Here is a 21,024-nt window from a genome sequence, read left to right as displayed (position 1 = left end):
ATTCCAACCAGACCCGTCCGACCCAGCTCGGGCCCACGGCCCCGCGCCGGCGTCCTGGAACTCCAGTGGTTCAATCCGCCACAGAGGCCGACCCGGGCCTGTCCCCGGTGCGTGCCTTCAGCAAAGTGCTGCGCCAACGGGAACTGGCCCAGGCCGCCCGCCAGGGGGCCAGCCGCCCCCGCCAGCGCCGGAATCCGGCCGCCGAGGCCCTGCGCTCGAGCGTTGCCGAGATCCGGGCTAGTGGTCGCCCGGCCACCCCGGTCGACGCCGCTGCATCAGCCTCGGCCGCGGTGCCCAGCCGCCCCGCCGCCAGTGCTCCGGCAGGCCGTCGCGTACGGCCCGTGGCTGCTCAGGTGATCCGCACCCAGGTCCGTTCCGGCGCAGCCGTCGCGGGGGCCCTGCACCCGCTCAGCAATCCCGCGGCAAACACGGCCCTGCGGGCCTACGAGGAGCGCACCATGGGCGCCTTCGATCGGATCGTGCCCGTGCTGAAGCGACTGTCGGCCCTGCAGCACGAGCCAGACTTCGTAGCCCAGGCCCAACGCCTGGCCCGGGCCGAACTGGGCTACGACCTGCCGCTGCCGATCCTCGAGACCGCCTGGACCAGCCAGCTGGACATGCGCACCCTCTATGCCTGGTGCGTGTTCGAGGCCTATGAGCAGACCAGCATCGGCTTCTTTGAGGCCGACCCCCTGGGAGCCGAGGCCGGCAGTCCGGAGGCCGAGGTCTTCGAGGCCTTCCTGCTCGACTGCGGCTTTCACCTGCTGGATGTGACCCCCTGCGCCGATGGGCGCCTGGCCCACGCCATCGCCTACGCCCTGCGGCTCCCCTTCAGCGCGGTGCGGCGGCGGCCCCACGCCGGCGCGATGTTCGATGTGGAGAACACGGTGGACCGCTGGGTGAAGACCGAGCACCGCCGCTACCGCGAGGCGATCCCCAACCCCGCCCACGCCGACACCCGCTACCTCAAGACCGTCGTCTACCACTTCAGCTCGGTGGATCCCTGCCACGAGGGCTGCGCCGCCCACGGCAGCGACGACAAGGCGGCGGCGGCCCAGGGCCTGCAACGCCTCCAGGACTTCCAACAGGCCGTGGAGAACAGCTTCTGCTGCGGCGCCTCGGTGGATCTGCTGCTGATCGGCATGGACACCGACACCGACGCGATCCGGGTGCATGTGCCGGGCCGCGAAGGCCAGACCGATCTGGGCCGCTGGCTCGATGCCCGCCAGGTCTATGAGGCCACGCGCCAGCTCAGTCCCGAGGCGGGTCGCGAGCAGATCGAGCAGCTGGTGCTCCAGGCCGCCGCCGCCAGCCCCGATCCGGGCATGGTGCGGCTGATCGCGCGCCTGATTGAGCACAACCTGTCCCAGATCGACTACGTGCTCCAGTACCACGGCGGCCACTACGCGGACGCCGGCCATGCCGAGCGCTTCATCGGCGTGGGCATCGGTTTCAAGGAGATCCACCTGCGCAACCTCACCTACTTCGCCCACATGGACACGGTCGAGGAGGGCGCGCCCGATCTCGACGTGGGTGTCAAGATCTTCAAGGGTCTGAATGTCTCGCGCGGCCTGCCGATCCCGGTGGTGCTCCGCTTCGACTACCACGGGGCCGTCCCCGGGGCGCGGGAGCGGGCGGTCCGCCACTGCGAACGGGTCAAGTCCGCGATCGAGAGCCGCTACGCGGACCTCTGCGGCCAGGGATTACTGCACACCCTGCTCACCGTGCGTGACCGTGATCGGCCGGTTCCGGCCGAGACAGTGAGCTCGTCCATCACGTTCAACACCGGAGGGGGACACTGATGTTGATCTGCAAAGTCGTCAAGCCGCTGGTCTCGACCAATCGCATCGCCGATTTTCAGCACAAACACCTGCAAGTGGTGCTCGATGGCAGCACCCAGAAGGTGGCCGTCGATGCCGTGGGCTGCATTCCCGGGGACTGGGTGATCTGTGTAGGCAGCTCGGCGGCCCGCGAGGCCGCCGGCAGCAAGTCCTATCCCAGCGATCTGACAATCGTGGGGATCATCGACCACTGGGATCCCGACGCCGCCAAGGCCATGGCGGCTGGCAACCCGCCGGCAGGAGGCGGCAAGTAATGGAGATCATGCAGGTGATGGGCTCCCTCGTCTGCACACAGCGGGTGGCGGGCTTTGCCCACCTGAACCTGCGGGTGCTGCGCACTCCCAAGGGCAAGCTCAGCGTCGCCTGCGACCCGGTGGGCGCCGCCCCCGGCAACTGGGTGTTCACGGCCAGCGGATCCGCCGCCCGCTTCGCCACCGGCAACCCGGATCTGTTCACCGACCTCACCATCGCCGGCATCATTGACCACTGGTCGCCGGACGGCTGAGGCCCGGATCACCACCCCCGATCAATCCTCCAGGTCTTCGCCCTCCCTCGCCTGCATTCTTCCCCGCCATGGCCACCCCCCGCTCCCGACCCAGCAAGACCAGCGCAAGCCGGGCCAGCGGCGCCAAACCCACTGCTTCTGCACAGCCCACTTCCGCGGCCCAGCCCACAGCTGCTGCCCAGCCCGCCGGGGCCCAGCCCTCCACTGCGGCGGCGCCTGGGGCCAAGCCCGCCGAACCACCGGTGGTGACGCCTGAGGTGGCCAACCCCGCCCCTGCCCATGCCGCCAAGGCCCCGCCCGCGGCGGCCACCCCAAGCCCCGTGGTGACCACCACCGCCACCACGGTGAGCCGCTCGGCTCCGGCCCGGGCCGCCTCCAGCGGCCGCTCCACCAGCTCCTCCCGCCCGGCCGCTAAGGCCAGCTCCACCCCCGCCCGTTCGGGCGGGGGTGCCAGCACCCCACCCACCTCCTCCAACCGCTCTTCCAACGCCATGGCTCCTTCCGTGCACGGCATCGCCCTCGGTCTGATCGAAACCCGCGGACTGGTGCCGGCCATCGAGGCCGCTGACGCCATGACCAAGGCCGCCGAAGTGACCCTCATCGCCCGCGAATTCGTCGGCGGCGGCTACGTGACCGTGATGGTGCGCGGCGAGACCGGCGCCGTGAACGCCGCCGTGCGCGCCGGCGCCGATGCCTGTGAGCGGGTGGGCGATGGCCTGGTGGCGGCCCACATCATTGCCCGTCCCCACAGCGAAGTGGAGCCTGCCCTGGTCGGCAGCACCGATACCGCCCGTCGTCTCTGATGGCCATGGACGCCGTCCATCCGCGCGTCCTGGGCTATCTGGGACGCGCCCTCAGCCTCGAGCTCTCCGCCGTCCAGCAGTACATGACCCAGGCGTCCCTCGTGGACCTCTGGGGCGATGCGGCCTCGGCCGAGCGCTTCCGCGCCGAAACCGTGGAGGAGATGCAGCACGGAGAGCGGATCGTGCAGCAGATGCTCTCGCTGGGTGTGGCCCCCGCCGCCTCCCAGTTGCAGCCGGTGAGCCATGCGCCCGACCTGATCGGGCTGCTGGAGCAGAACACCGAGCTGGAGGCCGCCCTCGTGGCCCACTACGACGAGGCCACCCGCTTCTGCGAACTGATCGGTGATGGGGCCAATGGCGCCTTCTTCCGGGCCCTGTGGGAGGAGGAGACCCACCACGGCGAGGAGCTGGCCGCCTGGCTGCAGGAGCTCGGGGGGCCACGTCGCCGCCCCGGCTACCAGGCCTACGGCCGCCGAGCGCCCCAGGCCCGCAACGCCACCGGCTTGCGCGCCGCGCCTGCGGCCCCTAGTGATCGGGCCCGCTTCTGACGGGCCCGAAGGCGGCCCGGCTCGGCCCCTTCCAGCCCCCGGATCGGCCAGGCCGTCCGGGGGCTTTCTCTCCTAGATTCCGCCGCTGATCCGCGTTTCCACCTCCGGATTCCCTCCCCCGTCCCCTTGACCGCCGCCCTTCCCCTGCCACTGCAGACCGCCTGGCTGATCCCGCTCTACGGGTTCGCAGGTGTCCTGCTGTCGCTGCCCTGGGCCGCGGGCTGGATCCGGCGCACCGGACCGCGGCCGGCCGCCTACCTCAACCTGCTGGCCACCCTGGTGGCCTTCCTGCACGGCAGCCTGGCCATGCGGGCGGTGTTCGAGCACGGGCCCGCCAGCCTCAGCTTCGAGTGGCTGCAGGTGGCGGACCTGCACCTGGCGATCCAATTTGACCTCTCACCCACCAACCTGGTGGCCCTGGAACTGGTCACCGCCATGAGCCTCATAGCCCAGTTCTTCGGCCTGGGCTATCTGGATAAGGAGTGGTCGTTGGCGCGCTTCTACGCCCTGGTGGGCTTCTTCGAGGGGGCGATGAGCGGCGTGGTGATCAGCGGCTCGCTGTTCCTGAGCTATTTCCTGCTGGAGATGCTCACCCTCTCCACCTACCTGCTGGTGGGCTTCTGGTACGCCCAGCCGCTGGTGGTCACCGCCGCCCGCGACGCCTTCCTCACCAAGCGCGTCGGCGACGTGCTGCTGCTGATGGGGGTGGTGGCCCTCTCGGCCTGGGCCGGCGCCATGGACTTCCCCAGCCTCTACCACTGGTCGGCCGAGGCTGCGGCCAGCGGCAGCCTCTCGCCCCTGGCCGCCACCCTGCTGGGGCTGGGGCTGATTGCCGGGCCCACGGGCAAATGCGCCCAGGTGCCCATGCACCTCTGGCTGGATGAGGCGATGGAGGGGCCGAACCCGGCCTCGATCCTGCGCAACTCGGTGGTGGTGACCTGCGGCGCTCTCGTGCTGATCAAGGTGATGCCGATCCTGCAGTACTCGCCGGTGGCCACCACGGTGCTGCTGCTGATCGGGGCCGTGAGCGCCATCGGCGGCTCCCTGGTGGCGATCGCCCAGGTGGACATCAAGCGCGCCTTCTCGTACACCACCACCGCCTATCTGGGCCTGGTGTTCATCGCCATCGCCCTGCAGCTGCCCTCGATCGCCCTGCTGCTGCTCTTCGCCCACGCCGTGGCCAAGGCCCTGCTGATGATGAGCGTGGGCAGCGTGATCGCCACCACCAACTGCCAGGACATCACCGAGCTGGGCGGGCTGGGCGGCCGCATGCCAGCCACCACGAGCGCCTACCTGGTGGCTGGCGCTGGCCTCACTGGCCTGGTGCCCCTGGGCTGTTTCTGGAGTTTCGGGCTGGCGGCGGAGGTGCTCGTGCAGCAGGCTCCGCTGTTCGCCCTGCTGCTGCTGGCCACCAACGCACTGATGGCCCTGAACCTCACGCGCGTGTTCCGCCAGGTGTTCCTGGGGGCAGCCCAGCCCAAGACCCGCCGGGCTCCGGAGGTGAACTGGCAGATGGCTCTTCCGATGGTGGCCCTCGGCGTGGTGGTCCTGCTGACGCCGCAGCTGTTGAGTCAGCTCGATCCGGTACCCGGCATCGCCTCCTTCTCGCCTGCGGTCGCCGTGGCGGTGCTTGGTTCCAGCGCCGCTGGGGTTCTGGTGGGAGCCCTGCTGCCGATCCACAAGAGCTACGCCCGCTCGATCCTTCAGCCGGTGCGGGTGTTGCAGGATTTCCTGGCCTACGACTTCTACACCGATCGCTTCTACCGCGCCACGATCGTGGCCCTGGTGGCCAGCCTGGCGCGCCTCTCCGACTGGTTCGATCGGATCGTGGTGAATGGCTTCGTCAATCAGCTGGGCCGCCTGTCCTTGGTGTCGGCCGATGGCCTGAAGCTGAGCGTCAGCGGCCAGAGCCAGTCCTACGTGCTGACGGCCGTGGTGGCGATCGTGCTGCTGCTCGCCTCGCTCAGCTGGGTGTTCGGGTGAGGCTGGTCTTATGTTGAGCGCCCTCCTGCTGATCCCCCTGCTCGGTGCCCTGGGCCTGGTGCTCTGGCCCGGCAACCCGAGCCCCGAGGCCGTGCGCCGCGCCGCCCTCGCTCTGTTGCTGCTGCAACTGGCCTGGAGCGTCAAGGTCCTGCTCACGTTCCAGGCCGACTTCGGCGGCATGCAGCTCAACGAGGCCCTGGGCTGGGTGGGCAGCCTCGGCCTCGACTACAGCCTCGGGGTCGATGGCCTGTCGATGCCCCTGCTGCTGGTGAATGCGGGCCTCACGCTGGTCTCGGCCTGGGCCTCCACCGCCGTGGTGCAGCGCCCCCGCCTCTACTTCGCCCTGCTGCTGGTGATCAGTGGGGCCGTGAACGGTGCCTTCCTGGCCCAGAACCTGCTGCTGTTCTTCCTCTTCTACGAGCTGGAACTGATTCCGCTCTGGCTGCTGATCGCGGTGTGGGGCGGGGCCAACCGGGCCTATGCGGCCACCAAGTTCCTGATCTTCACGGCCGTCTCCGGCATCTTGATCCTGGGGGCCTTCCTCGGCATCGCTCTGGTGACCGGCCAGGCCGATTTCAGCCTCACTCCCGTGCTCACCCAGCAGCTGGGCATGGGCACCCAGTTGCTGTTGATGGGGGCGCTGCTGGTGGGGTTCGGCATCAAGATCCCCCTGTTCCCGTTCCACACCTGGCTGCCCGATGCCCACACCGAGGCGTCCACGCCGGTGTCGGTGCTGCTGGCCGGGGTTCTGCTCAAGCTGGGCACCTACGGTCTGCTGCGCTTCTGCCTGGGGCTGTTCCCGGAGGCCTGGGCGCAGCTGGCGCCAGCCCTGGCCCTGTGGGCGGCGGTGTCGGTGCTGTTCGGCTCCCTGGCCGCCATCGCCCAGCGGGATATGAAGCGGATGGTGGCCTACAGCTCCGTGGGCCACATGGGCTACGTGTTGCTGGCGGCGGCCGCCGCCAGTCCCGTGAGCCTGCTGGGAGCCGTCTTCCAGATGGTCAGCCACGGCCTGATCTCGGCCCTGCTGTTCCTGCTCGTGGGGGTGGTGTACCGGGTCACCGGCACCCGGGACCTGGAGGTGCTGCGCGGCCTGCTCAACCCGGAGCGGGGCCTGCCCCTCACCGGTGCCCTCATGATTGCCGGGGTGATGGCCAGCGCGGGGCTACCCGGCATGGCCGGCTTCATCTCCGAGTTCCTGGTGTTCCGCGGCAGTCTCACGGCCTATCCCCTGCCCACGTTGCTGTGCATGGTGGGCAGTGGCCTGACGGCCGTGTATTTCCTCTTGCTGGTGAACCGGGCCTTCTTCGGCCGCCTGGCGGTCGCGCCGCCCCAGCCCGAAGCGAACGCCGCGGGCCAGCGGCTGGCGCCTGTGGATGTGCGGCTCGCCGTGGTGCCCTGGCAGGACCAGCTGCCGGCCCTGGCCCTCACGGGCCTGGTGATCGTGATCGGCCTGGTGCCTGGCGGACTTGCCCACCTGGGTGAAGCCACCACCACAGCCATGGCCCAGCTGCCGGCCCTGGTGGCAGCGATGGCGGCCGGCCCAGCCAGCGGAGGTGCACTGAGCTGATGACCCAGCAGGATCTCCCAACCGCCGCATCCCCAGAGCTGGTCCAGGCCACCGGCAGCGCACAGACTGCTGCCACCACCACGGCCCCCCGGGGCCCGGGTGCAGCCGAGGCCGCCGCCCTGATGCCCACGGCGGCCGAGCTGGCCGATCGGCTACTGCGGGGACAGACCCTGCTGGCCGACACGCCCGATCACCTGCTGGAGGTGGTGGGGGTGCTCGAGAGCTACGGGATCGTGCTCGATGCCTACAGCCGCAACCTGATCTTCCAGGCCGAACGCCAGTTCCTGAAGCCGTTCCCGGTGTTCCGGTTCTTTGATGGCGACCTCAGCCCCGCCAAGATCTGGCGTCACCTGATCCACGACCGGATCAACTTCGAATACGCCGAGTATTGCCAGAAGGCGATGCTCTGGCACGGCACCGGCGGCATGGATGCCTATTTCGACAGCGAGGCCTTCATCGCCAACTGCGCCGCGATCATCCGTCACAAGCGGCGGGATCCGCTGCTGGCCGTGCTCGCCCCGCTGTTTCCTGCCTTCCTGCCCGAGCTGATCCGCTCGGCCGCCACAACCCATGCCCTGGGCCAGTTCTGGCGTGTGATGAGCGATCTGTTCCTGGACCTGGCCGAGGCCGAGCGCGACGGCCGGGTGCGCTCGATCCCAGCGGTGGTGGAGTTTCTGAAGCAGGGCCTGGTGGCGGCCGCCGGTCTGCCGATTCACTACGGCGTCAACCTGGGTGACAGCCACTTCTGGGTGCTGCCTCCCGAAGCGGGCCTCACCTTCCTGGCGGATGTGGCCGTGCCCTACGTGGAGGCGGTGTTCCTGCGGGGCATGCCGTTCCTGGGCACGGTGAGCTTCAACGCCCAGGCCCAGCAGATCTCCCACGACCAGGCCCAGTTCGCCTACGGCGCCCTCTATGCCGATCCGCTGCCCACGATGGGCGCCGGCATCCCCCCCAGCCTGCTGATGCAGGACATGTACCGGAACCTGCCCGAGCCGCTGCACCGGTGGTACCTGGAGCGCACCCGCGGCGAGGGGGACGTGCGGGTCAAGATCTGCGGCAGCTTCCAGAAGTCGATGTTCTGCGTCACCAACGCCGCCATCGCCGGCACCCTGCCCCATCCCCTGGCCAGCGGCGACCCGGCCGAGCAGGCCGCCAACCGCGCCTACGCCGAGGCCTGGGCCACACGCCTGGCCGCCGGCCGCACGGATTGCCTAGCCGGCTGATGCCTAGCCGCTTGATGCCTAGCCGCTAGGTGCCTCGCCGCTTGAGGCCTGGCGGGTTCATGGCCGTTCCCGCGACGCCCTAAGTTCAGCGGATGGATCAGCCCTGGACCCCACGGCCCAAGCCGGAGAACCCCGAGCGCCTGGAGCGCCGCATCGAATTCCCCGACTACGAGAGCAACCGCCACTTCCTCGAGAAGCTCAACGACCTCTCCGAGCAGGAGGGCCGCTTCCCCGACATCAGCTTCGGGCGCACCTACGTGAACATCACCCTGCGGGCCGAGGGCGCCGACACGCCGATCGGCGAGGCTGACCATGCCTTCGCCGCGGCCATCGATGGCCTCCTCTGAGCAGCCGCTCGACGCCGCAGGGTCGCCGCCCTCCCTGGCCCCCACACCCGACGACACCCCGGTGAATCTGCAGGCCGCCTACGAGGGCGCCCAGGTTCAGGAGGTGCTGGAGCAGCTCGACCGCGAACTGATCGGCCTGCGGCCGGTGAAGACGCGCATTCGCGAGATCGCCGCTCTGCTGGTGGTGGACCGGGCCCGCAAGCAGGTGGGGCTGAGCACCACGGCCCCCAGCCTGCACATGTCGTTCACCGGGCGGCCCGGCACGGGCAAGACCACCGTGGCCGAACGGATGAGCCAGATCCTGCATCGCCTCGGCTATGTGCGCAAGGGCCACGTGGTGACGGCCACCCGCGACGATCTGGTGGGCCAGTACATCGGCCACACGGCCCCCAAGACCCGCGAGATGCTCAAGAAGGCACTGGGGGGCGTGCTGTTCATCGATGAGGCCTACTACCTCTACCGCCCGGAGAACGAGCGGGATTACGGCGCCGAGGCGATCGAGATCCTGCTGCAGGTGATGGAGGCCAACCGCGACGATCTGGTGGTGATCTTCGCGGGCTACAAGGACCGGATGGATGTGTTCTACCAGTCCAATCCCGGCCTCTCCTCGCGGGTGGCCAACCACATCGACTTCCCCGATTACACGGCGGAGGAGTTGCTGGCGATCGCCAAGCTGATTCTGGCGGAGGAGAACTACCGCCTTAGCGAGGAGGCCGGCGCCGCCTTTGCCGAGTACATCGTGCGGCGCATGCAGCTGCCCTTCTTCGCCAATGCCCGCTCGATCCGCAACGCCATCGACCGGGCCCGCATGCGTCAGGCCAACCGCCTGTTCAACCGCATCAGCAGCCTGCCGATCACCAAGCGCGACCTGATGACCCTGGAGGCCGAGGACATCACCGCCAGCCGCGTCTTTGAGGGCGAAGTGGAGGGGCTCGATCCCAGCCAGCCGATCACCCAATAGCCAGAGCCCCTGGAGGCACTGCCTGAACCTGGAAGGGCAGCGGCGGCGGCGCGTCGGACTACTTGCGCTTGCGCGAGGCGATCTGCAGCAGGTCGCGCACCTGCTGCACCTGGCGGCCCAGCTGGGGATCGGTGTTCAGCTTCTTCTCGATCTGCTCCACCGCGTACATCACCGTGGAGTGGTCCTTGCCGCCGAAGGCCTCGCCGATGCGCGGCAGGCTCAGGTTGGTGCCCTGGCGCATCAGATACATCCCCACCTGCCGGGCCTGGCTCACGGCCCGCTTGCGGCTGGGGCTCTTCATCTCCTCCACCCCCACGCCGAACACCTCGGCCACCTTGGCCAACACCTGGGCCGGGGTGACCTCCACCTCCACGCCGGTGGGATCGAGCATCGGCGCCACCGATTCCACCGTCATCGGCAGGCCGGTGATCGAGGCGAAGGCCACCGCCCGGGTGAGGGCCCCCTCCAGCTCGCGGATGTTGGAGGTGAAGCGGCCCGCCAGATACTGGATCAGGTCGCGGGGCAGGCTCATGCGCTCCGCCTCGGCCTTCTTGTGCAGGATCGCCATGCGCGTCTCCAGATCGGGCGGCTGGATGTCGGCGATCAGGCCCATCGAGAAGCGCGAGATCAGGCGCTCCTGGAGGCGCGGAATCTGGCTGGGGGGGCGATCACTGGCGATCACGATCTGGCGGCCCGCCTCGTGCAGGGCGTTGAAGGTGTGGAAGAACTCCTCCTGGGTGTATTCCTTGCCCTCGATGAACTGGATGTCGTCCACCAGGATCAGATCGGCGGCCCGGTAGCGGTCGCGGAACTTCTGCATGCCGTCCTTGCGGATGGCCTGGATCAGGTCGTTGGTGAAGGTCTCAGTGCTCACGTAGGCCACACGGGCCTCCGGATCGATCTCCAGGCGGTAATGGCCGATGGCCTGCATCAGGTGGGTCTTGCCCAGGCCCACACCGCCGCAGATGAACAGGGGGTTGAACTCACGGCCCGGCGCCTCGGCCACCGCCAGGGCCGCCGCATGGGCCATGCGGCTGTTGGGGCCCACCACGAAGCGGTTGAACACGTAGCGGGGGTTGAGCCCCGGGGCGAGCTTGCGCGGGGTCTCACCGGTGGCCGTGGCCGTGATCCCCGCCGCCAGGGCCAGCCCGCCGGCCCCGTTGCGCGACTCCCCGCTCGGCCCCGCGTCCCCCACCACGACCCCGGCGGCGCCGTTGAGGGCCTGCAGACCGCCGGCCTCGGCCCCCTCGGCGGCAGCCTCCACCAGCACCTTGATCGGCCGCCCCGCCAGCTCGCTGGCCACCGCCTCGATCGTGGCCAGGTAGTTCTTGCGCAGCCAGCCGCAGGCGAAGGCGTTGGGGGCCAGCAGCTGCAGCTCGCTGCCGCTGAAGCCGGAGCAGCTGGCCGGGCGAATCCAGGTCTCGAAGGTGGGCTTGCTGAGGTTGCCCTGGAGCGCCTGCTGGACCTGGTGCCACAGTTCCGATCCCTGCTGCACCGTCAGCCCCCTGCGCCGAACACCGGAATATAGGGGCGCAGGCCAGAGCTGGCGGTCTTTAATGATGCGCATGCCCACCTGGCTCCCCGGCCCACTGCCATGGCCCCTCTGATGCCCCAGCCGCCCCGTCGCCTGGCCCTGGCGGGAACGGCCGGAAGCCTGGTGCTCGCCGGCCTGCTCTCGGGCTGCGGGACCCCCTTCTCGCTGCCGCGGCTGCCCGGCCTGCCCGGCGGTGGCGGGCGCCCTGGCGGCGAGCCACGGGCGCGCGTGAGCGATGCACCGCCACCGGCGCCCCTGCAGGCTGGCAACAACTTCATCGTCAGCGCCGTCGACAAGGTGGGCCCGGCGGTGGTGCGGATCGATACGGTCAAGCAGGTGATCAACCCCCTGGGCGGCCTGTTCGGCGGCGGCCCCTCGGTGCAGCAGCAGCAGGGCCAGGGCTCGGGCTTCATCACCCGCTCCGACGGGGTGATCCTCACCAACGCCCACGTGGTCGATGGGGTCAATGAGGTGGGGGTGACCCTGCCCAATGGCCGCAGCTACCGCGGCAAGGTGCTGGGCGTGGATCCGCTCACGGACGTGGCCGTGCTCAAGGTGGCGGCTTCCGGGCTACCCGTTGCCTCCCTGGGAGATTCCGCCAAGGTGCGGCCCGGCGAATGGGCCATCGCCATCGGCAACCCCCTCGGCCTCGACAACACCGTGACCGCCGGGATCATCAGCGCCGTGCAGCGCACCAATGCCGTGGGCGAGGGCCAGCGGGTTCCCTACATCCAGACCGACGCGGCCGTGAACCCCGGCAACAGCGGCGGCCCCCTGATCAACGACCGGGGCCAGGTGATCGGCATCAACACCGCCATCCGCCAGGCCCCCGGCGCCGGGCTGAGCTTCGCCCTGCCGATCAACCTGGCCAAGTCGATCGCCGCCCAGATCCTGGAGCGGGGCCGGGCCTCGCACCCCTACATCGGCGTGCGCCTGCAGGCGCTCACGCCCCAGCTGGCCCGGGAGGTGAACGCCACCCAGGCCGAGTGCCGCCTGCCGGAAACCAATGGCGTGGTGGTGGTGGACGTGGTGCCCGGCAGTCCGGCGGCCCGCGGCGGCCTGCGCGCTTGCGACCTGATCGAGCGGGTGGGCGGCACCGCCGTGGACAACCCCTCAGAGGTGCAGGTGGCGGTGGACCAGGGCCAGGTGGGCGAGCCCCTCAGCCTGCAGGTGCAGCGTGGCGGCCGCAACCTGAGCCTGGAGCTGCGGCCCGCCGAACTGCCCCGCGCCAACTGATCGGACCCTGCCGGCTGTGCTGGGGGGACGTGCCGCCACCCCCCTCAGGGCGAGTACCAGAACACACAGCGCTTCTGCTGGGGCTCCAGTGCCCAGCCCTGGGCGCTGTAGAACCCCACTACGCCCGGATCGGCGTAGAGGCTCACCCGCTCGGTGCCCATGACCTGCAGCAGCTCGAGCACGTAGTCCATCAACGCCCGCCCCAGGCCGGCGCCCTGGTAGTGGGGGTGCACCGCCACGTCCCAGACGGTGGCCTCGATCACGCCGTCGCCGGTACAGCGGGCAAAGCCCACCAGCCGGGGCAGGCGCTCGTCGTGGCGCCACAGGCCCACCACCAGCAGGCTGTGCTCCAGGGCCTTGCGCACCCGCCGCAGCGGCCGGCGGCTCCAGCCCACCGCATCGCAAAGCTGCTCCAGGTCGTAGAGGTCGATCTCCCGCTCGCGGCTCAGCACCAGGGTGAGCTCAGGGTTGGGCACCGGGCAGCGGCGGTGGCCGCCGCCGTAGAGGCGCGCCAGCACCGGATCCACGCCGGCGCAGGCCTCCGGCGTGGGTGAGGGAGCGGCGGCGGACGGCGCGGGCTCCTGGTTGGGCGGGCGGCTAAGCATTGGCATGATCCTGCCCGAAGCGGCACCCCCCTGGGGCAGGCTGGAGCCCGTTCCGCCACCGGGCCCCTGAGCGACTCCCCCCTGCTGGTCTGCCTGCACGGCTGGCTGCTCTCGGGCCGGCTGTGGCAGCCGCTGCGCGCGGAGCTCGAGCCGCAGTGGCAACTCTGGAGCCCCGACCTGCCAGGTTTCGGCCTGGCGGAGCGGCCCCGGGGCCTGCAGCCCAGCCTGGCCAGCTACGGCCGCTGGGTGGCCGACGAGGCCCGGCGGCAGGCCAGCGGACGGCCGCTGGTGCTCGTGGGCCATTCCCTGGGGGGCAGCCTGGCCCTGCACGCCGCCGGCCACCTGGAGGGGCAGCTGGTGGGGCTGGTGCAGATCGCCGCCGGCGGCGGGGTCTACCAGCCTCGGCCCTTCCGGACCGTTCGGCGCGGTGGGGCCGCCTTCCTGCGCTGGCGGCCCCGCTGGCTGGCGGGGCTGCCCGGCGCCGAGGCACTCCGCAGCCCCCTGACGGCGGAGCTGCGGGCCGCGCGCGGCCTGTTGGCCTGCAGCATGACCCGCGGCGCCGTGCAGCAGCTGCCGGCCCTCACGGCCCAGCTCCAGGTGCCGAGCCTGTGGATCGCCGGCGAGCGCGACCAGGTGATGGAGCCCCGCTACGTGCGCCACCTGGCGGCCTACAGCCCCGGCCACCGCTTCGAGCTGCTGGCCGGGGCTGGACACCTGCCGGTGGGGAGGAACACGGCGCCGCTGGCGGCCCTGATCAGGACCTGGCTGGCGGACGAGGGCATCGGCGGGAGCGAAGCCGGCGCCTCGGGGGCGGTGGGCCTGGGGGCGGCGGGCCTGGGCGACCCGTCGCCGGCCGCTCAGAGCGTGGCCAGCCCCCGCTCCTGAAGTTCGGCCAGCTGGGCATAGAGGCCGCCGGCGGCCCGCAGCTCACGGTGGTTGCCCTCCTCCACCAGCCGGCCGCGCTTGAGCACCAGGATGCGATCGGAGGCCTCCACGGTGGCCAGACGGTGGGCGATCACGATGGCCGTGCGCTGGCGCAGCAGCCGGTCGAGGTCGCGCTGCAGGGTGGCCTCGGTGGAGGGATCCAGGAAGGCGGTGGCCTCATCCATCACCAGCACCGAGGGGTTGCGCAGCGCCACCCGCGCCACCGACAGCAGCTGGCGCTCGCCCGAGGAGAGGTTGCCGCCCCGCTCACGCAGTTCAGTGGCCAGGCCCTGGGGCAGGCGGTTGAGCAGGGGCGCCAGGCCGAGCTCGGCGCAGAGGCGCTCCAGCTCGGCGTCGGCGATGGGGGCATCGAGGCGCAGGTTGTCGGCCACGTTGCCGCTGAACAGGAAGGTGTCCTGCAGCACGACCCCCAGCCGCTGGCGCAGCGTCGGGATCGGCAGCTCACGGATATCCACCCCATCGAGCAGGATGCGGCCCCGCTGGGGCTCATACAGCCGGCAGAGCAGGCGGATCACCGTGGTCTTGCCGGAGCCGGTGGGGCCCACCAGGGCCACGTGCTCGCCGGGGGCGATGCGGAAGGAGAGGTCCGTCAGGATCGGATCGTCGTCGCGGTAGGCGAAGGACACCTCCTCGAAGATCACCTCACCGGCGCTGGCGCGCTCGACGCCGCTGCGCACGGCGGCGGCGGAGCGCTGCTCCACCGGCATCTCCTGGATCTCGATCGGCTGCTCCAGCAGTTCGCCGATGCGCTCCACGGCGGTGAGGCCGCCCTGGATCTGGGTGAAGCGCTCCGCCAGCTGGCGCAGGGGATCAAACAGGCGCTGGGAGAACAGGATGAACGTGGTGAGGGTGCCCAGGCCCATGGCGCCGGCCGTCACCATCCAGCCGCCCAGCCCGAGCACCACGGCGATGGCAGTGAGGGCCACCCACTCGATCAGGGCGGAGATGGCCGAGTCGTAGAAGATCGTGCCAGTCACAGCCTGGCGGTAGGCGTCGGTGGTGCGGCCGAAGCGCTGGGAGTTGAACGCCTCGCGCCGGAACATCTGCACCACCTCCAGGCCCTGCAGGTTCTCCTGCAGGTCGGCGTTGAGCTGGCTGAGCTCCTCGCGCACCCGGTAGTTGGCCTTGCGGTAGCGGCCCTGCAACCAGACGATCGCCAGGGTCACCGGCACCTGGGTGGCCAGCAGCAACACCCCGAGGCGCGGCTCGATCGAGATCATCGTGACCGCGATCACCAGCAGGGTCACCAGGTCGGCGAGCACCCCCACGGCGCCGCTGCCGAACACCTCGGCCAGGGCGTCCACGTCGCTGGTGAGGCGGGTGAGCAACTTGCCCACCGGCGTGCGGTCGTGGAAGCGCAGCGAGAGGTCGAGGGCATGGGCGAACAGGTCGTCGCGGATGCGGGCCGTGAGCCGCTGGCCCACCGCCTGCACGTTGTAGCTCTGCAGGCCCTGGAGCCCGAGCCGCACCAGCACGGCCGCCAGCAGCAGCCCCACCAGGGTGCGCAGCTGCTGGGGCACGGCCATGCCCGCCAGCCAGGGCATCACCGGCTCGTGGCGCAGGGCCGAGATCGCCTGACCCACGAGCAGCGGCTGCACCGCGGCGGCGCCCGCCACCGGGATCAGCAGCACCAGGGTGAACAGCAGGCGCCTGCGGTCGCGGCCCAGGTAGGGGAGCAGCCGCAGCAGCCGCTGGCGATCAAGACGGGCCATCAGGCGGGGAGGGGGGCCGGTGCGGCGGCGGCGAGGCGATCAACGATCGCCTGCAAGGGCCCGTCATCGAGGCGCAGTGCCAGGGGGTGACCCACCAGCCGGGCAGTGGACTGGAACAGGTCCTCAATGGCGATCAGGCCGTTCTCCTCGAGGGTGCGGCCGGTGGCCACCAGGTCCACGATCGCCTCGCTCATGCCGGTGATCGGCCCCAGCTCCACCGAGCCGGCCAGGTGGATCAGCTCCACGGGCAGATCCAGGGCGTCGAAGTACTCCTGGGCGCAGCGGGTGAACTTGCTGGCGATGCGGCAGTGGGCGGGCAGGTCGGCGGAGCGGCGGTAGGGACTGCTGGCCTTCACCGCCACGCTCATGCGGCAGCCGCCGAAGCCCAGATCGAGCAGCTGGGCCACGGGCAGCTGGTGCTCGCGCAGCACGTCGTAGCCCACCACGCCCAACTGGGCCTGGCCATAGGCCACATACACCGGCACATCGGCGTTGCGCACCAGCAGGGCCCGGGCGGCGCCGCAGGCGCTGGGCACCATCAGCTGGCGGTTGCCGGGCTCGAGCACGGCGGCGAAGTCGAGGCCGGCGGCCGCGAAGCGGCGCACCGAGTCCTTGAGCAGGGCGCCTTTGGCCAGGGCGACGGTGATCATCGCGCGCTCCGTCGGGTGGTCAGCACGCCCGGGAGAGCGGTGGCCCCGGGCTGTTGAGCAGCGGCGATCATGGAGCTGCGCATCAGCTGCGACTGTAGTGAGCCACCCGTCCGCCCCGAGTCCCGAGCCGCCCCCTGGCTCCGCCGCGGCCGGCCACGCCGCCAGCCCAACGGGCGCGGCCCAGCGGGTGTCGCTGATCCCGGTGCTCGAAGACAACTATGTGTTCGTGCTCCACGGCGACGGGCCGGGGCCGGCCGTGGTGGTGGACCCGGCCGTCGCCCCGCCCGTGATCGCCTGGCTGGAGGCCCGCGGCCTGGAGCTGGCGGCGATCCTGCACACCCACCACCACAGCGACCACATCGGCGGCAGCCCCGGCCTGCTGCGCCGCTGGCCCCGGGCCGAGGTGATCGCCAGCGCGGCCGATCGCATGCGCATCCCCCTGCAGACCCGCGGGGTCGCCGACGGCGATCGGCTCACGCTGCTGGGCCGCGAGATCCAGGTGCTCGCTGTTCCAGGCCATACCTCCGAGCACATCGCCTTCTTCCTGCCGCCGCTGGAGGGGGCTGCAGCCGGGGGCGCCCGGGCCGGCGGCGGCGAGCTCTTCTGCGGCGACACGCTGTTCGCCGGGGGCTGCGGGCGGATCTTCGAGGGCACCCCGGCCCAGATGCATGCCGCCCTGCAGCGGCTGGCTGCCCTGCCGCCGTCCACGCGGGTGTGGTGCGCCCACGAGTACACCGAGGCCAACCTGCGCTGGGCGGCCGCCCAGGAACCAGGCGATGGCGCCATCGCCGAACGGCTCGCCGCCGTGGGCACCAGCCGTGCCGCAGGCCAGCCCACGATCCCCAGCACGATCGGCGCGGAACGGGCCACCAACCTGTTCCTGCGGGCCGCCACGGTGGAGGCCTTGGCCGAGCGGCGCCACAGCAAGGACCACTGGCGCGGCTGACGTCAGCCGCCCTGCAGTCAGGCGAGTGGGTCCAGTCGCCTCAGAGCACCGCCGGCGACACCGGCGCCGCCACCAGCTCCAGCCCCCCGGGGAACAGCCGCGCCCCCTCCCCGGCCCGCAGCCCCAGCCGCCCGCGCTGCCCCCGCTGGTAGTCGGCCTCAAGGGGCAGCCGCAGCCGCAGCTTGAGGCTCCCCTGCTGCACCTGATAGAGCCACTCGCGGCCCAGGAACTCCCGGCCCATCACGCAGGCCTCACCGCTGGGATCGGGCTGGAAGCTGAGCCCCAGGGGGCTCACCAGCACCTCAAGGGTCTCGCCGGGCTCGGGCCGGGGCACGGCGGCCGCGGGTCCGGTGGCGGGCAGGGACGGCTCCAGCTCCCCCAGGGCGGTGCGCAGCCGGCCGGCCTGCCACTGGGCCGGCAGCAGGTTGCCCTGCAGCACGAAGCGACCGACGAAGCCCGTGGCGGGATGGCGCACCAGCTCCCGGGGCCGGGCGCACTGGTGCAGCCGCCCCGCCTCCAGCACCGCCACTCGATCGCAGATCGCCAGGGCCTCCTCGGGGTCGTGGGTCACGATCACGCCGCTGGCGCCGCACTGGGCCAGTACCGCCGGCAGTTCGCTGCGCAGCCGCAGCCGCACCTCCACATCCAGGTTGGAGAAGGGCTCATCCAGCAGCACCAGCGAGGAGCCGGGCGCCAGGGCCCGGGCCAGGGCCAGGCGCTGGCGCTGACCGCCCGAGAGCTCGTGGGGGTAGCGCTGCTCCAGGCCCTGGAGGCCCAGCAACTCCAGCAGCCAGGCGGCCCGGCTGGTGTCCTGGCCGCGGCGCAGACCGAAGCAGGTGTTGCGCCAGGCGTCGAGGTGGGGGAAGAGGGCGTAGTCCTGGAACACCATGCCCACCCCGCGCCGCTCCGGCGGCAGCCAGCGGTGGGGCCCCGCCACCTCCTGGCCGCCGATGCGCACCAGACCCCGATCGGGCCGCTCGAAGCCCGCGATCAGGCGCAGCAGGGTGGTCTTGCCGCAGCCGGATGGGCCCAGCAGGCCCACCAGCTCGCCGGGCTGCAGCTGGAAGTCGATGCCCCGCAGGGTCCAGTCGCCGCTGGCGGCATGGCCGCGGTAGCGGTGCCAGAGGCCCGCGAGCTCCACCTGGGGCGATGGCTCAGGACGCGGCAGATCGGCGCTGGCGATGGCGGGCGGGCCCGGAGGCCATAGGCTCAGCGCCCCATCTTCCCCCGCCATGTCCGCCGCAGCGATCGAGGCCGTCACCACCGCCGGCGCCCCCGCCCCTGTGGGCCCCTACAACCAGGCGGTGAAGGCCGGCGGGCTGCTGTTCTGCTCCGGCCAGATCGCCCTCGATCCCAGCAGCGGCGCCATGGTGGGCGGCGGCGACGTGGAGGCCGAAACCCGCCAGGTGCTCGCGAACCTCAAGGCGGTGCTGGCCGAGGCCGGCGCCACCCCCCAGCAGGTGGTGCGCACCACCGTGTTCCTGGCCGACCTGGGCGACTTCGCCCTGGTCAACGCCATCTACGCCGAGACCTTCGGCGCCGGTGTCTCGCCCGCCCGGGCCTGCGTCGAGGTGGCGGCGCTGCCCAAGGGGGCCCGGGTCGAGATCGACTGCATCGCCGTCCTGGGCTGAGGGATCAGCGCGGGCGGATCAGCCGGAAGGTGAGGTTGATCCGCTCGCTTGAGACCCGCGCGCGCACCGGCAGAGCGTGCTGCCAGTGGCGCTGGGTGGGGGGATCCATCACCAACAGGTCGCCATCGGCGAGGTCCACGGCGAAGGGGGGCTGGGCGTCGCTGGTGGCCAGCTCCCCACTGGGCGCACCCAGCCCACGTTGGCCCGAGGCGGGTCCTGATCTGCTGCTGCGGCGCGGCTTCGGCCGGAAGCGCAGGCTGCGGGACGCCCCCAGGCTCAGGGAGGCGATCGGCGCGACGGGATCGAGCTCGGGCTCATCGTCGGCATGCCAGCCCATGCGATCGGCTCCGTTGCGGTAGCGATTGAGCAGCAGGCTGTTGAAGCGCACCCCCAGCTCCAGCTGCAGCAGCTCGCGCAGCTGGCTGAGTTCGGGGGTCCAGGGCGTGATCACCTGCTCCAGGCCGCTGTAGCGGTAGCTGCAGCCCGGGTCCGCCACCCAGCACACCAGCCGCGGCGTGGGGTGCTGGCGCCCGTACACCGTGACCAGGGGCTGCTGCCAGGCCAGCGAGGCCGTCAAGGCGCGTTGGAGCTGGCGCAGGTCCAGCCCCTGGCCCTGCAACCAGGCCGGTCCATGGCGCAGCTGCAGACCCGGGGCGCACTGAAGCTGAAGCGCTGACCTCACGGCGGCGGCGCGGCTGGAGACTGGAGCAGGATGGGCCATTGCCTCGGCAGGAGCCAGGCCGGATCGCCGTGTTGGGGCGGAACCCTGCACCGCGGCCAGCTAAGTTCGCTCACAGCGGGGTGTAGCGCAGCTTGGTAGCGCGGATGCTTTGGGAGCATTAGGTCGCAGGTTCGAATCCTGTCACCCCGATTCCAGTTACAGCAAGGGTTCTCGGGGATTCCGGGGACCCTTTTTCATGGCGTCAGAAACCGCTGATCGCGCAGCAACTGGCCTCAACCGCTCCTGCATGGGCGGCCCCGAGCACCGCGGGATCGGCACCATCAGCCTGCGTTGCTGTCCAACGGCATCGCCCTGAACCATTGGCCGGCCGAGGGACTGCAACCTGGCGGCCGACTTCCGCGGTCGCGACGTTGAGGGACTGCAGGCCGAACTGGGGGATCGGCCCTGGAATCAATGCATCCCCGCCCAGCGCTTCAGCGCGGCGATTGGATAGTCGCTGGGGGGAATGGCTGCTTGAAGGTCATGTAGGAGAGCCGCCGCACCTGAGCCACCTCAGCTGCCATCGCCTGCTCGCGTGGCACGCAGGCCCGGTTGTACACGTCAGCGCTTGGGGTGGTGATTACCCCGCTGGTCGGGAAGCAGGCCTCAATGGGACCTGCCACCCGTGCCCACACCAGGGAGGCGGGGCCGCTCTCCTCAGCCTTGATGGCCACGATCGAGAGGAAGCTTTCGGGGCGAATCAGCCCCAGGGCCCAATTCGCCCGTTCCCGGCCTCACTCCTCCTCGTCGCTGCCGCCGGCGGGCACCAGGCGGATCTGCTTCTTGCCCAGCTTGATCTCAAACTCGTCGCCGGGCTTGAGGTCCAGCAGGGCGGTGTAGGCCTTGCCCACCAGCAGGTTGCCGTTGAACTGCACCTTGGCCACGTAGCTCAGGGAACGGCCACCTTTGCCCTTGCCACGGCCTCCGGTCTCGCCGAGGCTGACGCCCTTGGCCTCCAGCAGCGCCTCATAGAAGGCGGTGAAGTTCAGGCGCTCGCTGCCGTCCTTCTTGGTGCTCACGTAGCCGGCGGCCCGCACCAAATCGGATTTGGAGGCATCGCCGAGCTCCTTGACCTTGGCCAGCAGATCAGATCCAGTGAGAGCCATGCTTGGGAATGGAAGTGCACACAACCTACACAGGAAATGGCCAACCGCAAGCAGCGGAGGTGTGGTTTGCCGTCACCTCAGCGCAGCAGACTTGCGAAGGCCCCGCCATCTCCTCGGGCCTCGGATGTGGTAAGACCCTGGTGGCAGAGTCAAAGGACCC

At 70.8% G+C, this 21,024-nt stretch carries 22 protein-coding genes and 1 tRNA gene; 15 read left to right on the top strand and 8 right to left on the bottom strand.

All coding sequences use genetic code 11. The features are described from left to right. Positions 1-65: 65 nt before the first annotated feature. From CJZ98_RS00295 to cbbX, 10 genes are all read left to right on the top strand, one after another. Positions 66-1,802 (top strand): carboxysome shell carbonic anhydrase, encoded by a 1,737-nt coding sequence (locus CJZ98_RS00295; RefSeq protein ID WP_232756061.1) that lies wholly within the window; start codon positions 66-68, stop codon positions 1,800-1,802. Next, positions 1,802-2,095, top strand: a complete 294-nt coding sequence (locus CJZ98_RS00290; RefSeq protein ID WP_094587515.1) for a carboxysome peptide A — start codon at positions 1,802-1,804, stop codon at positions 2,093-2,095. Before CJZ98_RS00295 ends, CJZ98_RS00290 begins: the two co-directional genes overlap by 1 nt. After that, complete coding sequence (locus CJZ98_RS00285; RefSeq protein ID WP_094587514.1) at positions 2,095-2,346, top strand: carboxysome peptide B; 252 nt, start codon at positions 2,095-2,097, stop codon at positions 2,344-2,346. Before CJZ98_RS00290 ends, CJZ98_RS00285 begins: the two co-directional genes overlap by 1 nt. A gap of 68 nt (positions 2,347-2,414) precedes the next feature. Next, complete coding sequence (locus tag CJZ98_RS19285; RefSeq protein ID WP_390625469.1) at positions 2,415-3,149, top strand: BMC domain-containing protein; 735 nt, start codon at positions 2,415-2,417, stop codon at positions 3,147-3,149. A 5-nt stretch (positions 3,150-3,154) separates the two neighbouring features. Further along, a complete protein-coding gene (locus tag CJZ98_RS00275; RefSeq protein WP_198537396.1) occupies positions 3,155-3,697 on the top strand; it encodes a ferritin-like domain-containing protein in 543 nt (180 codons plus the stop codon). A gap of 126 nt (positions 3,698-3,823) precedes the next feature. Continuing rightward, the gene (locus CJZ98_RS00270) at positions 3,824-5,680 is read left to right on the top strand and encodes an NAD(P)H-quinone oxidoreductase subunit F (protein ID WP_094587512.1); all 1,857 of its coding nucleotides are present in this window, start codon (positions 3,824-3,826) and stop codon (positions 5,678-5,680) included. 10 nt (positions 5,681-5,690) lie between these two features. After that, the gene (locus CJZ98_RS00265) at positions 5,691-7,247 is read left to right on the top strand and encodes an NADH-quinone oxidoreductase subunit M (RefSeq protein WP_094587511.1); all 1,557 of its coding nucleotides are present in this window, start codon (positions 5,691-5,693) and stop codon (positions 7,245-7,247) included. A 122-nt stretch (positions 7,248-7,369) separates the two neighbouring features. Then, a complete protein-coding gene (locus CJZ98_RS00260) occupies positions 7,370-8,470 on the top strand; it encodes a CO2 hydration protein (RefSeq protein ID WP_094587661.1) in 1,101 nt (366 codons plus the stop codon). A gap of 92 nt (positions 8,471-8,562) precedes the next feature. Next, entirely contained in the window at positions 8,563-8,817 is a 255-nt protein-coding gene (locus CJZ98_RS00255) for a 4a-hydroxytetrahydrobiopterin dehydratase (protein WP_094587510.1), read from the top strand. Next, the gene (cbbX, locus tag CJZ98_RS00250; RefSeq protein WP_232756060.1) at positions 8,804-9,778 is read left to right on the top strand and encodes a CbbX protein; all 975 of its coding nucleotides are present in this window, start codon (positions 8,804-8,806) and stop codon (positions 9,776-9,778) included. Before CJZ98_RS00255 ends, cbbX begins: the two co-directional genes overlap by 14 nt. Positions 9,779-9,836: 58 nt before the next feature. Here the strand turns inward: cbbX and dnaA are convergent, their stop codons facing one another. Next, positions 9,837-11,279 (bottom strand): chromosomal replication initiator protein DnaA, encoded by a 1,443-nt coding sequence (gene dnaA, locus CJZ98_RS00245; protein WP_261347813.1) that lies wholly within the window; start codon positions 11,277-11,279, stop codon positions 9,837-9,839. A gap of 93 nt (positions 11,280-11,372) precedes the next feature. On the opposite strand from dnaA, the gene CJZ98_RS00240 reads away from it, so the two are divergent. Then, positions 11,373-12,548 carry a trypsin-like peptidase domain-containing protein gene (locus CJZ98_RS00240; RefSeq protein WP_232756059.1) on the top strand — a complete coding sequence of 392 codons (1,176 nt, stop codon included), beginning with the start codon at positions 11,373-11,375 and terminating at the stop codon, positions 12,546-12,548. Between the two features lie 44 nt (positions 12,549-12,592). Here the strand turns inward: CJZ98_RS00240 and CJZ98_RS00235 are convergent, their stop codons facing one another. Beyond that, positions 12,593-13,153 (bottom strand): GNAT family N-acetyltransferase, encoded by a 561-nt coding sequence (locus tag CJZ98_RS00235; RefSeq protein WP_094587508.1) that lies wholly within the window; start codon positions 13,151-13,153, stop codon positions 12,593-12,595. Between CJZ98_RS00235 and CJZ98_RS00230 the strand changes: the two genes are divergently transcribed. After that, a complete protein-coding gene (locus tag CJZ98_RS00230) occupies positions 13,130-14,038 on the top strand; it encodes an alpha/beta fold hydrolase (protein ID WP_315855776.1) in 909 nt (302 codons plus the stop codon). The two genes, CJZ98_RS00235 and CJZ98_RS00230, sit on opposite strands and share 24 nt — an antisense overlap. On the opposite strand, the gene CJZ98_RS00225 is transcribed toward CJZ98_RS00230, so the two are convergent. Both CJZ98_RS00225 and hisG read right to left on the bottom strand, forming a co-directional pair. Next, positions 14,011-15,810, bottom strand: coding sequence for an ABC transporter ATP-binding protein (locus CJZ98_RS00225; RefSeq protein ID WP_094587506.1), 1,800 nt, complete (start codon positions 15,808-15,810; stop codon positions 14,011-14,013). The genes CJZ98_RS00230 and CJZ98_RS00225 overlap by 28 nt on opposite strands. After that, complete coding sequence (gene hisG, locus CJZ98_RS00220) at positions 15,810-16,460, bottom strand: ATP phosphoribosyltransferase (RefSeq protein ID WP_094587505.1); 651 nt, start codon at positions 16,458-16,460, stop codon at positions 15,810-15,812. The genes CJZ98_RS00225 and hisG overlap by 1 nt, the downstream gene beginning before the upstream one ends. A gap of 187 nt (positions 16,461-16,647) precedes the next feature. On the opposite strand from hisG, the gene gloB reads away from it, so the two are divergent. Further along, positions 16,648-17,406: a hydroxyacylglutathione hydrolase gene (gloB, locus tag CJZ98_RS00215; protein ID WP_094587658.1), complete on the top strand. Its 759-nt coding sequence runs from the start codon at positions 16,648-16,650 to the stop codon at positions 17,404-17,406. 40 nt (positions 17,407-17,446) lie between these two features. On the opposite strand, the gene CJZ98_RS00210 is transcribed toward gloB, so the two are convergent. After that, positions 17,447-18,667, bottom strand: coding sequence for an ABC transporter ATP-binding protein (locus CJZ98_RS00210; RefSeq protein WP_232756058.1), 1,221 nt, complete (start codon positions 18,665-18,667; stop codon positions 17,447-17,449). Here CJZ98_RS00210 and CJZ98_RS00205 point away from each other — a divergent pair. Further along, the gene (locus tag CJZ98_RS00205; RefSeq protein ID WP_094587504.1) at positions 18,639-19,037 is read left to right on the top strand and encodes a Rid family detoxifying hydrolase; all 399 of its coding nucleotides are present in this window, start codon (positions 18,639-18,641) and stop codon (positions 19,035-19,037) included. The genes CJZ98_RS00210 and CJZ98_RS00205 overlap by 29 nt on opposite strands. 4 nt (positions 19,038-19,041) lie before the next feature. Here the strand turns inward: CJZ98_RS00205 and CJZ98_RS00200 are convergent, their stop codons facing one another. Then, positions 19,042-19,719, bottom strand: coding sequence for an alpha-ketoglutarate-dependent dioxygenase AlkB family protein (locus CJZ98_RS00200; protein ID WP_232756057.1), 678 nt, complete (start codon positions 19,717-19,719; stop codon positions 19,042-19,044). 115 nt (positions 19,720-19,834) lie between these two features. On the opposite strand from CJZ98_RS00200, the gene CJZ98_RS00195 reads away from it, so the two are divergent. Beyond that, positions 19,835-19,908 (top strand) — tRNA-Pro (locus CJZ98_RS00195). 284 nt (positions 19,909-20,192) lie between these two features. On the opposite strand, the gene CJZ98_RS00190 is transcribed toward CJZ98_RS00195, so the two are convergent. Both CJZ98_RS00190 and CJZ98_RS00185 read right to left on the bottom strand, forming a co-directional pair. Continuing rightward, complete coding sequence (locus CJZ98_RS00190; RefSeq protein ID WP_094587502.1) at positions 20,193-20,432, bottom strand: hypothetical protein; 240 nt, start codon at positions 20,430-20,432, stop codon at positions 20,193-20,195. Positions 20,433-20,492: 60 nt separating this feature from the next. After that, positions 20,493-20,864: an AbrB family transcriptional regulator gene (locus CJZ98_RS00185; RefSeq protein ID WP_094587501.1), complete on the bottom strand. Its 372-nt coding sequence runs from the start codon at positions 20,862-20,864 to the stop codon at positions 20,493-20,495. Between the last annotated feature and the right edge of the window lie 160 nt (positions 20,865-21,024).

It is taken from the genome of Vulcanococcus limneticus LL (genome assembly GCF_002252705.1).
Lineage (GTDB): Bacteria > Cyanobacteriota > Cyanobacteriia > PCC-6307 > Cyanobiaceae > Vulcanococcus > Vulcanococcus limneticus.
This window is presented reverse-complemented; position numbering and strand designations above follow the sequence as displayed.

Excerpts from the sequence above, each read along its gene's own strand:
- CJZ98_RS00235 (WP_094587508.1), bottom strand. The coding sequence starts at position 13,153 with ATGCTTAGCCGCCCGCCCAACCAGGAGCCCGCGCCGTCCGCCGCCGCT.
- CJZ98_RS00225 (WP_094587506.1), bottom strand. The coding sequence starts at position 15,810 with ATGGCCCGTCTTGATCGCCAGCGGCTGCTGCGGCTGCTCCCCTACCTG.
- CJZ98_RS00255 (WP_094587510.1), top strand. The coding sequence starts at position 8,563 with ATGGATCAGCCCTGGACCCCACGGCCCAAGCCGGAGAACCCCGAGCGC.
- CJZ98_RS00205 (WP_094587504.1), top strand. The coding sequence starts at position 18,639 with ATGTCCGCCGCAGCGATCGAGGCCGTCACCACCGCCGGCGCCCCCGCC.
- hisG (WP_094587505.1), bottom strand. The coding sequence starts at position 16,460 with ATGATCACCGTCGCCCTGGCCAAAGGCGCCCTGCTCAAGGACTCGGTG.
- CJZ98_RS00260 (WP_094587661.1), top strand. The coding sequence starts at position 7,370 with ATGCCCACGGCGGCCGAGCTGGCCGATCGGCTACTGCGGGGACAGACC.
- CJZ98_RS00275 (WP_198537396.1), top strand. The coding sequence starts at position 3,155 with ATGGACGCCGTCCATCCGCGCGTCCTGGGCTATCTGGGACGCGCCCTC.
- cbbX (WP_232756060.1), top strand. The coding sequence starts at position 8,804 with ATGGCCTCCTCTGAGCAGCCGCTCGACGCCGCAGGGTCGCCGCCCTCC.
- CJZ98_RS00185 (WP_094587501.1), bottom strand. The coding sequence starts at position 20,864 with ATGGCTCTCACTGGATCTGATCTGCTGGCCAAGGTCAAGGAGCTCGGC.
- CJZ98_RS00290 (WP_094587515.1), top strand. The coding sequence starts at position 1,802 with ATGTTGATCTGCAAAGTCGTCAAGCCGCTGGTCTCGACCAATCGCATC.
- CJZ98_RS00265 (WP_094587511.1), top strand. The coding sequence starts at position 5,691 with ATGTTGAGCGCCCTCCTGCTGATCCCCCTGCTCGGTGCCCTGGGCCTG.
- CJZ98_RS00285 (WP_094587514.1), top strand. The coding sequence starts at position 2,095 with ATGGAGATCATGCAGGTGATGGGCTCCCTCGTCTGCACACAGCGGGTG.
- CJZ98_RS00240 (WP_232756059.1), top strand. The coding sequence starts at position 11,373 with ATGGCCCCTCTGATGCCCCAGCCGCCCCGTCGCCTGGCCCTGGCGGGA.
- CJZ98_RS19285 (WP_390625469.1), top strand. The coding sequence starts at position 2,415 with ATGGCCACCCCCCGCTCCCGACCCAGCAAGACCAGCGCAAGCCGGGCC.